The organism is Hymenobacter volaticus, assembly GCF_022921055.1.
Lineage (GTDB): Bacteria > Bacteroidota > Bacteroidia > Cytophagales > Hymenobacteraceae > Hymenobacter > Hymenobacter volaticus.
On record NZ_CP095061.1, the window covers coordinates 5,080,935 to 5,092,568 of the forward strand.

The 11,634-nt window shown below is 56.4% G+C and carries 8 protein-coding genes; 3 read left to right on the forward strand and 5 right to left on the reverse strand.

All coding sequences use genetic code 11. The annotated features are described in order from the left end of the window. Positions 1-233: 233 nt before the first annotated feature. The gene (locus tag MUN86_RS22195; RefSeq protein ID WP_245120147.1) at positions 234-656 is read right to left on the reverse strand and encodes a hypothetical protein; all 423 of its coding nucleotides are present in this window, start codon (positions 654-656) and stop codon (positions 234-236) included. Between the two features lie 285 nt (positions 657-941). On the opposite strand from MUN86_RS22195, the gene MUN86_RS22200 reads away from it, so the two are divergent. Then, positions 942-1,289 carry a hypothetical protein gene (locus MUN86_RS22200; protein ID WP_245120148.1) on the forward strand — a complete coding sequence of 116 codons (348 nt, stop codon included), beginning with the start codon at positions 942-944 and terminating at the stop codon, positions 1,287-1,289. A gap of 83 nt (positions 1,290-1,372) precedes the next feature. Here MUN86_RS22200 and MUN86_RS22205 read toward each other — a convergent pair whose 3' ends face one another. Next, a complete protein-coding gene (locus MUN86_RS22205; RefSeq protein WP_245120149.1) occupies positions 1,373-2,749 on the reverse strand; it encodes a M56 family metallopeptidase in 1,377 nt (458 codons plus the stop codon). Beyond that, positions 2,746-3,114: a BlaI/MecI/CopY family transcriptional regulator gene (locus MUN86_RS22210; protein WP_245120150.1), complete on the reverse strand. Its 369-nt coding sequence runs from the start codon at positions 3,112-3,114 to the stop codon at positions 2,746-2,748. Before MUN86_RS22210 ends, MUN86_RS22205 begins: the two co-directional genes overlap by 4 nt. A 202-nt stretch (positions 3,115-3,316) precedes the next feature. Here MUN86_RS22210 and pta point away from each other — a divergent pair, with 202 nt between their 5' ends. Continuing rightward, positions 3,317-5,407 (forward strand): phosphate acetyltransferase, encoded by a 2,091-nt coding sequence (gene pta / locus MUN86_RS22215; RefSeq protein WP_245120151.1) that lies wholly within the window; start codon positions 3,317-3,319, stop codon positions 5,405-5,407. 307 nt (positions 5,408-5,714) lie between these two features. Next, positions 5,715-6,920: an acetate/propionate family kinase gene (locus MUN86_RS22220; RefSeq protein ID WP_245120152.1), complete on the forward strand. Its 1,206-nt coding sequence runs from the start codon at positions 5,715-5,717 to the stop codon at positions 6,918-6,920. 183 nt (positions 6,921-7,103) lie between these two features. On the opposite strand, the gene MUN86_RS22225 is transcribed toward MUN86_RS22220, so the two are convergent. Continuing rightward, positions 7,104-9,233 carry a M13 family metallopeptidase gene (locus MUN86_RS22225; RefSeq protein ID WP_245120153.1) on the reverse strand — a complete coding sequence of 710 codons (2,130 nt, stop codon included), beginning with the start codon at positions 9,231-9,233 and terminating at the stop codon, positions 7,104-7,106. Positions 9,234-9,410: 177 nt separating this feature from the next. Continuing rightward, the gene (locus MUN86_RS22230) at positions 9,411-11,516 is read right to left on the reverse strand and encodes a M13 family metallopeptidase (RefSeq protein ID WP_245120154.1); all 2,106 of its coding nucleotides are present in this window, start codon (positions 11,514-11,516) and stop codon (positions 9,411-9,413) included. Positions 11,517-11,634: the final 118 nt, after the last annotated feature.

Below are 11,634 nucleotides of genomic sequence, written 5' to 3' on the forward strand. Positions count from 1 at the left end.
CGCGTCATGTGTGGTTAACGTTCTGTTACAGACACTTGTATATATAAATTCTAATTTATCAGATCGCTCCAATTTGCTCTCCAACTACTCGAATAATGCGTACACTTGAGCTTCTAGCAGCCCGTGAGTATACTATGAAGCACACCCGTATTTTACTTGTAAATAACTGACTGTTAATTGAGTAGGCAATAATCTATTTGCTACCAGGTGGCGCTTATACAAGGCAGTGATACTCAGCGGTTACGCTCCAGCTCCAACCACGCCAAAGCTTCGCCTTCATTACCGAAAAACGCAATTACATAAGGCTCGGTCACGTAAGCCTCAGGCTGCTTATAACCAGGTCCGTTCACGATAAGCTCCATGAGCATCGGGCTAGCCAGATATGCTACTGCTAAGCGACCTCTCAATTGCTGAGCCATTTGCGGGAAATAATCGCACAGCAGCCACTGCGTGGTTTGTGGATCGTTGAGCGTACGGCTGCGAATATCCTGAAGCCACAGCCGACACCCACACGCTAGCGCTTCTTGTGTAAGCAGCGAATACGCGTCAGGCAGTTGCGCCGGCTCGGGCTGATAACTCCAACGCCCTACCAAGATACCAAGGTCAGAACGATGAGTTATTGAGAGCAGTATTTCGGGGAAAGCAGCAGAGGGCATAATACAAAGTAAACCGACAAGATAGCCAGACGAGAATATTTTTCCTTTACTTTTTCTTATAGCAGGCCGTTTTTACAAGAGACAGAAAGTGAAGTTTAAAGGAAGTTTATAGGCCTCAAACAAGCGTATTGCCTTATTGCTCTTTCTTGACTGGCATCTGCTTTCTTACCTAGCAGCCCTCTTGATAAGTACCAAAGTAACTTAGGCTGCATCTGCCACTGCACTTAGCAAACCCACCAGCCTAGCTACCTTCAGTTACTAGCTAGATTATGCGTAACTAGCAGAATGACAGAAAATTATTTGCAAAGCATAGGCTTCGAGCCCTTTGCACGCACTGAAGGAAACAGTCGCCTTACCGCCGCCGACAGCATTGCATGGCGTTACCGCCATGCCCACGCTGCGCAGGATGGCACGCACCTTTACGCCGAGCACCCACTGGGCATAGCTCGCTGCCGCCTCAGCACTTTGCCCGCTCCCTTGGACCAGCACGACGTCCTCCTCGATACCGGCCTTGACGACCACGCCGCCCTCGAAGCTGCTATCAGCAGCTTCTTCACAACGCACGGCGGTATCGGCACGCTTATCGCCCAAAATTCCGCCAACACCTACCGGCCCTACCGCCGCCAAGAGTAAGGCATTCTACGCCTTCGTATACAAAGCAAAACGCCGCTCCTTGACTTATCAAGGAGCGGCGTTTTGCTTTAGGGAGTTAAAACTTAGCAACCTTTCTTCGTGATACCCATCACACCATTGTAGTCATAAAGTTGATTAATCATTCCCGTCCCTGCGGCGCCAGTGGTAACGATTATAACGCCGTTACGAGCTTTTGCTCCGTACTGCGCTTCAAACGCAGAACCCTTTAGCACGTGAATATCCTTAATGTTTTCCTGAGGTATCTCCTTGAGTGCTGCTTCACTAGCTTCTTTGCCATCAATAAGAATCAGAGCATTGGCGGTATTTGCGGTCGGGCTAAACTGCTTGTTGAACGCTACTACTGCCGACGACTTCTCGTTGGCTTTGGTGGTGACAACAATAGCGCCTGATGCTGCCGACTCCCCAAACAGCCGGCGTGCGCCTTCGCCTTTTAAAACGTTCATGCTGGCAATAGCATCAGCATTTTGCTGGAGCAACTCGACTGCTTCTTTCGTGGACTTTTCGCCGTCTACGAAGTAGAGGGCATTATCTACCATGTTCTGCACTGCTTTGGTAGCTGGTTTCACGGATTCTTCCTGCTCGGCTTTCGAGCAACTGCCCAGAAGCAAGGCGGCAACCAATGGCGCGATGAGTATATAGCGGGCCATGTGGATAATGGGCGTTTTCTGACTGTTCATCATCGTGATGCGACTTTTGAGGGTGTGAAATGTGAACGGGGTGACAAGCGCCGGGCCCAACGCCAGAGTGCTAAGCCGCACCAAGCTGTATTGATACATTTTGCTATCTACCTGACCCGCGCGCAGAACTGCTTGGTCGGCAATGAATTCCAGGTTTTCCTGCAACGCCCGCAGCAATAGCCACGCCGCCGGGTTGAACCAGCAGAACACGCGCTGCACTTGGCCGAGCAACACATCGAGCGTATGCCACTGCTGCACATGCACCTGCTCGTGTTGCAGAATCGCCGGCAACTCAGCGGCTTGGTGCTGCTCGGTATTGATGTAGATGGTTCGCCAAAAAGAGAATGGCGTGACGGCCTCCGAAATCTGGCGGAAATGTAGGCTCTCGATAGGCGTTGAAGCGCGGTGCAGCCGGCGCAACGACAATGCTTGCACAAGCAATTGTGCCCCTAATACCAGCACGCCAGCCCAATACAAAGCCAGCACCCAACCATAATAGTCAATGGAGTTGGTCTTGGTAGCAGCTGAGGGTTGCCAGCTTGACTGCCAGATAATTAAGTCGCCACCCAATTCTACCGGGCGCGGCCACAGGGCGGCTAGGTCTGCCAAAGGATAAAGCGCCGAAAACAGAACGGCCCCGACCAAGTACCAACGGTTCAGGGTGTGGAATGTGAGTTGGCGCAGCAGCGCGTAGTACGCCGCCACGAAGAGCAGCAGCGCCCCGTTCACTTTCAGCAGATACACGAGCAGGTCCGGCATCATGGCTTCGGCTTTTGATTTTCAATCATGTCGAGGATTTCCTTCAGCTCTTGGGCGCTGATGTTCTGCTCCTGTGCGAAAAACGAGACCAAGTCTTTGTAGGAGTTGCGGAAGTAGTTGCCCACCAATGACTGCATGGACTGCTTGCGGTACTCCTCGGCGGCAATAGCGGGCGTGAAGCGGTAGGTGTTGCCAAGCTTCTCGCTGCGGAGGTAGCCTTTGCGCTCTAGATTGCGGACAGTGGAAGCCAAGGTGGTGTAAGGCGGCCGCGGTTCGGGCAGTTGCTCCAGCACTTCCTTGATAAAACCACCGTTGAGCTGCCACAGCACCTGCATGGCTTCTTCCTCGGGTTCGGTGAGACGTTCCATAGTTTCTACGATGTTTTCGTAATACTACGAATATTTCGTAAACAAGGATTAAACTCTTTGAATTTATTTTACACGTCACCCAACTCTAACGCCTGCTGACCGCCACAACCGTTTGCTGGCACCACGCCGGAAGCCATTCGCAGTTGACAGCAGGCAGCCTGATGTGGTTGTTATCCGTAGGAAAGGCTATACCCAGATCTATATGACCAAGACTGTCTTTATTGCATCCGCTGAACCGCATAGCGGCAAGTCCTTGATTGCTTTAGGCTTAGTGGATATGCTGCTTGGCAAGGCCCAAAAGATCGGCTACTTCAAGCCCATCATCAACGCCACGGAAAGCAAGAAGAAGGACGTGCACATCGACACGGTACTCAGCTACTTCAACCTCCCGATTGCCTACGAGGAAACCTACGCTTACACCCGGCCCCAAGCCATGCGCCTGATGGAAGCCGACCGGCAGGGCGACATCATCGACACCGTTATCCACAAGTTCAAAATGCAGGAAAACCGCTACGACTTCACAGTCGTGGAAGGCAGCGACTTTGTGGGCGAAGGCACGGCGTTCGAATTCGATGCCAACCTTTCCATCGCCAAAAATCTTGGCGCACCGGTTATTATGGTGATATCGGGGGCGGGCAAAACCACGGCGCAATTGGTGAATACGGCCCTCACGGTGTGGCGCAACGTGGAAGCCCGCGAAGTGCAGATGCTGGCCCTGATTGCCAACAAAATCAGCCCCGAGCAGGTGGAGGACGTGCGCGGTTTGCTGCGGGCGCAGCTCCCCGAGGAAATCATCCTGACGGTTATTCCGGCCGACAAAGACCTGCAAAACCCGTCGATGAAGGAGATTCAGGAGCAGCTAGGCGGCAAGCTCTTGTTTGGGGAGCAGCACCTCACCAACCAGGTCGACCACTTCATTACGGGGGCCATGCAGGTGCCCAACTTTCTGACTCGCATTGCCGAGAACGTATTGATTGTCACGCCCGGCGACCGGGCCGATATTCTACTAATTGCGCTACAAGCCAATGCCTCGGCCAACTACCCGCGGGTGGCCGGATTGGTGCTCACGGGCGGCCTGGAGCCCGACCCGCCGATTCTGCGACTTATCGAGGGTCTGCAAACGGTGGTGCCTATCCTGGCCGTGCAGACGGGTACGTTCCTCACCACCACCACCATCGGGGCTATCCAGTCGCGCATCACGGCCGACAACCCCAAGAAAATTCGTTTGGCTATCGACACATTCAATCGGTACGTGGATGTGACGGCGTTGCAGGAGCGCATCGTGACTTTCGAGCCCGAGGGCCTTACGCCGCATATGTTTCAGTACCGGCTGCTGCAATGGGCCAAAAGCCAGCGCAAGCACATCGTACTGCCCGAAGGCGACGACGATCGGATTTTGCGGGCAGCAGCCCGTTTGCTCAGCGAAGATGTAGTGGACCTAACCATTCTCGGTGACCCCGCAGCCATTGCCGCCTCCGTCAAGCGCCTCGGTCTGAACCTGGATTTGAACCGCGTGCAGCTCATCGACCCGGCCCACGCCGAGCACTACGACAACTACGTGGAGACGCTTTATGAGCTGCGTAAAACCAAGAACGTGAACTACGATATGGCTCGCGACATGATGCGCGACGTGTCGTACTTCGGGAGCATGATGGTGTACAAGGGCCACGCCGACGGTATGGTATCGGGGGCGGTACACACCACGCAACACACCATCCGTCCGGCTTTGCAGTTCATCAAAACCAAGCCGGGCGTGTCGGTAGTATCGTCGGTGTTCTTTATGTGCTTGCCTGATCGGGTAGCGGTGTTCGGCGACTGCGCCGTGAACCCCAACCCGACGGCCGAGCAGCTGGCCGAAATTGCGGTTTCGTCGGCCGAGAGCAGCCAGCGCTTTGGCATCGAGCCGCGGATTGCTATGCTGTCGTATTCATCAGGCACTTCGGGCGAAGGTGCTGATGTGGAGAAGGTTCGGCAGGCTACCCAAATCGTGAAGCAGCGCCATCCCGAGCTAAAAGTGGAAGGCCCGATTCAGTACGATGCCGCCGTTGACCCCATGGTAGGGCGGCAGAAACTGCCGGGCTCGGAGGTAGCAGGCCAAGCCAGCGTGCTCATCTTCCCCGACTTGAATACCGGCAACAATACCTACAAGGCGGTGCAGCGCGAAACCGGTGCCTTGGCTATCGGCCCGGTCTTGCAAGGCCTAAACAAGCCCGTCAACGACTTGAGCCGCGGCTGCACCGTGGAAGATATTTTCAACACCGTCATCATCACCGCTATTCAAAGCCAAGGGTAGATTGACTTCTATAAAAGTCATCAAGATGATATCAAAAACATCCTGCTGAAGTTGTCGAAGCGTCTCGAGTACTGGCGTTATACAGAAGACGTCGCCAAAGTACCCGTCATGCTGAGCGCAGCCGAAGCATCTCGCTCGTACCGTTGCAACGGTAAAGGGTTTACCACACTAGCGAGATGCTTCGGCTGCGCTCAGCATGACGGATACTTTGGCAATGGCCACCCATGAAAGTGCAGCACGCTAGTCCGTCCTATTCTGGCCAGTAAGATGGCCGGTCCTGCTTGAACATTAGCCTTACTTTTTCCTCATGAATTTACTTGTCCTGAATTCCGGTAGCAGCTCTATTAAATACCAGTTCTTCCGGTGGCCTACGGAAACGCCAGCTTGCAGCGGTTTGGTGGAGCGCATCGGGCTCGATAATGCCGTGGTGACGCATAAGGTGTTGGCCGGAGAACAGGAAACTACTACTGTGCTGAGCGTGGAGCTACCCGACCACGAAGCCGGCCTGCGCGAAGTGGCCCGCTTGCTGGCCGACCCACAACTCGGCGTACTTCAGGACCCCGGTGAAGTGGAAGCAGTGGGACACCGCGTAGTGCACGGTGGCGAGGAATTTGCAGCTACAGTGCTGATTATTCCCGCCGTGAAAGAGGCTATCCGCCAGCTATTTCCGCTGGCACCGCTGCACAATCCGGCCAACTACCGGGGTATAGAAGTGGCGGGGAAAACGTTTCCGCAGGCCAAGCAAATAGCCGTGTTCGACACTGCGTTTCACCAGACCATGCCCGAGCAAGCGTACCGCTACGCCATCCCGACGGAGCTGTACGCCGAGCAAGGCATCCGGGTGTACGGGTTTCACGGCACCAGCCACAAGTACGTCACCGAACAGGCGGCGCAGTACCTCGGCAATTCTGATGCGCGCCTCGTAAGCGTGCACTTAGGTAACGGCTGTAGTATCACGGCTGTGCGCGGCGGCCAGTCCCTGGATACGAGCATGGGCTTCGGGCCGCTGGCTGGCTTGGTAATGGGCACCCGCTCCGGCGACATCGACCCGTCGGTGGTGTTTCACCTCATCAGCCAGCTGAGTTATACGCCCGAGCAAGTGAGTGCCCTGCTCAACAAGCAAAGCGGCATGCTGGCTCTCACCGGCCTGAGCGACATGCGCGACATCACCGCCGCCATAGAAGCCGGCGACGCCAACGCTAAACTTGCCTACGACCTTTATGCCTACCGCATCAAGAAATACATTGGGGCCTACGCCGCTGCTCTCAACGGCCTCGATGCCATCATATTCACGGCCGGCGTCGGCGAAAATGACGCGCTGGTGCGTAAGCTGGTGTGCCAGAACATGGACTACTTGGGCGTACAGTTAGACGAAGAAAAGAACACTCAACGAGTGAAAGGAATCCGAGAAATCAGCCAGGAAAACAGCCCCGTGAAAGTGTTGATTGTGCCCACCAATGAAGAGTTGGAAATTGCTCGGCAGTGCGTAGAGTTGTTGGAAACGGCGGAGTAATCCCACCCCTGCCCCCTCCAAGAGAGGGATGCTTCTTGAAGCAGAATAACAGACGACTGGCACACCTCTGCCGGAGGATTCTGCGCATCAAGCAGCGGAGGCCGGGGGTGGGGGCACGCTAAAAAGCAAAAAGGCGGCCTGCATAATGCAGGTCGCCTTTTTGCTTTTTGGTTATTTACGCTTCTACCAAATCTTGGCGCGCTCGTTTTGGGCGCGTACCATTTTGGCGTCTTCCTTGCAGCCGAAGGCTTCGTAGAACTCGGGCATGTTCATGAGAGGCCCGTTGGTGCGGTACTGCGAAGGAGAGTGCGGATCGGTTAGCACTTGCTGGCGCAGTGCCTCCGGGCGGGCGTTAGTACGCCATACTTGGGCCCAACCTAAGAAGAAGCGCTGCTCGGGCTTGAGGCCGTCATAGTTGGGACGGGGGCCGTTGCCGTATTGCTTAACCAGTTGCTTTTGCAGAGCCGAGTAGGCTAGGGCCAAGCCACCGAAGTCAGCCAGGTTTTCGCCCATGGTCAGTTTGCCGTTCACGAACACCGAATCGAGGGGCTGGAAGGCCGAGTATTGCGCACCCACCATGTCGGCGCGCTTCGTGAACTCCGTGGCGTCTTCCTTGGTCCACCAGTCGCGCAGGTTGCCCTCGGCGTCCGACTGGCGGCCTTGGTCATCAAACCCGTGGGTGATTTCGTGGCCGATAACGGCACCCATACCGCCGTAGTTTACCGCGTCGTCGGCCTTCGGGTCGAAGAAGGGCGGCTGCATAATGCCGGCCGGGAACACGATTTCGTTGAGCGACGAGTTGTAGTAGGCATTCACCGTCGGCGGTGTCATACCCCACACCGACCGATCGATGGGCTTGCCGTAGCGGCTGAGCCGGTCGTTGGCTTCCCATTCGCGCGCAGCAATTACGTTTTTCAGGTACGATTCGCGCGTGATGTTGAGCGCCGAATAGTCCTTCCACTTATCAGGGTAACCGATTTTGACGCTGAACGCATTCAGCTTTTTGAGGGCTTCCTTCTTAGTAACCTCGCTCATCCAAGAAAGCTGTTGGATATGCTCGCCCATGGCTTCCTTGATGTTCGCCACCATCTCCTGCGCTTTCGCCTTGGTTTCGGGGGTGAAGGCTTTTTCCACGTATAGTTGGCCGAAAGCTTCGCCCAACGCGGCGTCCGTAGCTAGGTTCATGCGCTTCCAGCGGGGCTGCTGCTGCTTGGCGCCGCTCAGCACCTGCGTGAAGCGGAATTCCTCATCGACATAGGCTTTTGGTAGGGCCGACGCCATAGAATTAACCAAGTGGGCGCGCAGGTAGGTTTTCCAATCAGCTATTGGCTCTTGCTTGAGTGCAGCGTTGGCTTCTTGGAAGAAAGCGGGCTGACCCACAATCACTTCCTTGGCCGACGACAAGCCCAACTGCGGCAGCATGACGGGGAGGCCAAGGTTAGGATACTGCGCATTGGCCTGCGCCACAGTCATCTTGTTGTAGTTGGCGTAGGGGTCGCGCAGGGCCACCCGCTCTTTGCTGGCTTTCGCGAGACGGGTTTCCAGACGCAGTACCGTTTCAGCGCCTTTCTTGGCCGTGGCCTCGTTGTCGCCGAGCAGTTTGAACAGGTTGGTTAGGTAGGTAACGTAGGCCGTGCGGACAGTTTTCGAACGGGCGTCGTCCTTGAGGTAATAGTCCCGGTCGGGCATGGTGATGCCGCCTTGCGAGATGTACAGCGCATACTCGGTGCTTTTCTTGCGGTCCTGATTGACGCCTAGGCCAAATACCGAGCGGGTTTGCAGCTTTTGCTGGCGCACCAAAGCATTCTGCAAGCTCTTCAAATCCTTTACAGCCTGAATGCGCGCTAGCTCGGGCTGCAAATATTTCAAGCCAGCTTTTTCGATGGCCATTGAGTCCATAGCGGAAGCGTAGAAGTCGCCAACCTTCTGAAGGTTAGAGCCTTTCGTCGCGGACGTATTGGCAGCGGCTCCTTCCAGAATGCTGCGCAGGGCGGCGTTGTTCTGGTCGCGGAGGATGTTGAAAGAGCCCCACGAGGTTTGGGCGGCTGGAATGGGGGTGTTCTTCAACCACGTGCCGCCAGCATAATGGAAAAAGTCGTCGCAGGGGGAAACCGATAGGTCCCGACCGGCTAGGTCTAGCCCAACGCCGGGTACGGCCGGTGCGGCGGCAGCAGTTTCGGTGGTAGCAACAGTGGAAGCCGGCGCAGCATCAGCGCGGTCGGGCGCGGTGGTAGGGGTGGAAGAGGCGCAGCCAGCTAGTGCAAAGCCAGCGGCCGTGCCGAGCGTGAGGAGTAAGTTTCTGTTCGAAATCATAGAAGGGAAAGAGGGGTTGGGAATTTGTTACTGCTGGTATGGAGCGGTCGTTCTTGCTGTGGCATTTGCCAGCAGCAGGTTTCACTACATCAAAATAAACTAGGGTTAGGTTCCTTGCCTAGGTGACCAACGCCCGGTGCAAGTGACTGTAAAGCCAAGGTTTACGATGAAAAACACTTACCAAATCTTGGCTCGGTCGCTTTCGGTGCGAACCATCTTCTGGCCTTCTTTGCAGCCGAAGGCTTCGTAGAACTGCGGCATGTTCATGAGCGGGCCGATGGTACGGTACTGGCCAGGCGAGTGCGGGTCGGTGAGGATTTGCTGGCGCAGCGCTTCGGGCCGAATGTTCTGGCGGCGGAGTTGGGCCCAACTCAAAAAGAAGCGCTGCTCAGGCGTGAAACCGTCGATGACGGGGCGAGGCTTATCGCCGTACTGCTTCTGGAGTTGCTTTTGCAGCGCGCCGTACACGATGGTGAGGCCCGCGAAGTCGGCCAGGTTTTCGCCCATGGTCAGCTTGCCGTTCACGTGCACCGAGTCGAGGGGTGAGAAGGCGTCGTATTGGCGGCCTACCACGGCGGCGCGCTTCGTGAACTCGGCCGCATCGGTAGGCGTCCACCAGTCGCGCAGGTTGCCCTGTGAGTCGTATTGGCGGCCTTGGTCGTCGAAGCCGTGGGTCATTTCGTGGCCCATCACGCCGCCAATGGCCCCGTAATTCACGGCGTCGTCGGCGTTGGGGTCGAAGAACGGGGGTTGCAGATAGCCAGCCGGAAACACGATTTCGTTCATCGGCGGGCTGTAGTAGGCGTTGATGGTGGGCGGCGTCATGCCCCACTCGTTGCGGTCAATGGGCCCGCCGTACTTCTTCACGTTTTGGGCGTAGTTCCATTGCCGGGCCGCCAGCACGTTTTTCAGGTACGACTCGCGCGAAATGGTCAGCGCCGAGTAGTCTTTCCACACGTCGGGGTAACCGATTTTCACCCGCAGCGCGTTCAGCTTTTTCAAGGCTTCGGCTTTGGTGGCGTCGCTCATCCAGGTGTTGGTTTGGATGTGCTCGGTCATGGACGCCCGGATGTTGGCTACCATTTCCAGCGCCTTTTGCTTGGCGGCGGGCGGAAATGCCTTGTCCACATAGAGTTGCCCAAACGCCTCGCCGAGCGTGGCATCGGTGGCGGCCAGCATCCGCTTCCAGCGGACGGGCTGCTGCTTGGTACCGCTCTGCACCTGCTGAAACCGGAACGCCTCGTCGCTGTACGCCTTGGGCAGCGCCGACGGCACCGAGCTAACCAGTTGCCAGGTTAGGTAGGTTTTAGCATCGGCAAGCGGCGTGGCTTTCATCACGGCACTTAGCTCCTGGAAGAAAGCCGGCTGACCTACTATTACTTCCTTGGCCGCACCTAACCCGTTGGCAGTCAGTAGCACCGGCAGCCCCACGTTGGGATACTGGCGCTGGAAGTCGGCCACCGTCATTTTGTTGTAGTTGGCTTGCGGGTCGCGCAGAGCTACCCGGTCTTTGCTGGCTTCCGCAAGCTTCTTTTCCAACGCCAACACTGCTTGCGCTTTCTGCTTGGCGGTGGCTTCCGAGTCGCCCATGAGCCGGAAGGTGTTGGTCATGTACGTGACGTAGGCCGTCCGGATGGTGGTGGAGCGAGCATCGTCCTTGAGGTAGTAATCCCGGTCGGGCATGCCGAGGCCGCCTTGGTTGAGGTTGACGGCATACACGGAACTGTTCTTCCGGTCGGGGGCAACGCCGGCCCGGAAGAAGGCGCCAGTGCCAAGCATCTGCTGGCGGGCCAAGCTGGCATGTAGGCTCTTCAGATCGTTGATGGCCGCAATGCGCTTCAACTCGGGCTGCAAGTACGTGAGGCCTGCCCTATCCAAGGCCACCGAATCCATGCCCGACGCGTAGAAGTCGCCGACCTTCTGCAAGTTGGAGCCTTTGGTTGCGGATGTGTTGGCCGCGGCTTCCTCCAAAATCTGGCGCAGCATGGCCTGCGTCCGGTCGCCGAGCAGGTTGCGGGGTCCCCAACTAGAAGCATAGGACGGAACAGGATTAGCCTTCAGCCAATTGCCTCCCGAATACTGAAAGAAGTCGTCGCAGGGCGACACCGAGGGGTCGATGTCGGCGGGGTTGATGCCCACTCCTTTTATGAATGGGGCCGCTGCGGTGGTGGTTGCGGCCGGGGTAGTGGATGCCGCGGGGCCGGTGGTTTTGCCGGTGGCACAGCCAGTTAAAGCAATCACCGAGGCCGCCGTCAGGGCACGTAGGTAGTACTGGTTTTGCATCAAGAAGTGAGTCGGTGGAGAAGAAAGGAGCGGCTTGAAAAGCAATTAGCAGCAAGATAAGGGGTGGAAAAAACCTGTTCTTCATCTTGCCTTAACGGCAAGGACACACGACATGGGC

What these genes read in the sequence shown, in the direction of transcription:
- MUN86_RS22195 (WP_245120147.1), bottom strand. Translation starts at nt 656, where the DNA reads ATGCCCTCTGCTGCTTTCCCCGAAATACTGCTCTCAATAACTCATCGT.
- MUN86_RS22200 (WP_245120148.1), top strand. Translation starts at nt 942, where the DNA reads ATGACAGAAAATTATTTGCAAAGCATAGGCTTCGAGCCCTTTGCACGC.
- MUN86_RS22205 (WP_245120149.1), bottom strand. Translation starts at nt 2,749, where the DNA reads ATGATGCCGGACCTGCTCGTGTATCTGCTGAAAGTGAACGGGGCGCTG.
- MUN86_RS22210 (WP_245120150.1), bottom strand. Translation starts at nt 3,114, where the DNA reads ATGGAACGTCTCACCGAACCCGAGGAAGAAGCCATGCAGGTGCTGTGG.
- pta (WP_245120151.1), top strand. Translation starts at nt 3,317, where the DNA reads ATGACCAAGACTGTCTTTATTGCATCCGCTGAACCGCATAGCGGCAAG.
- MUN86_RS22220 (WP_245120152.1), top strand. Translation starts at nt 5,715, where the DNA reads ATGAATTTACTTGTCCTGAATTCCGGTAGCAGCTCTATTAAATACCAG.
- MUN86_RS22225 (WP_245120153.1), bottom strand. Translation starts at nt 9,233, where the DNA reads ATGATTTCGAACAGAAACTTACTCCTCACGCTCGGCACGGCCGCTGGC.
- MUN86_RS22230 (WP_245120154.1), bottom strand. Translation starts at nt 11,516, where the DNA reads ATGCAAAACCAGTACTACCTACGTGCCCTGACGGCGGCCTCGGTGATT.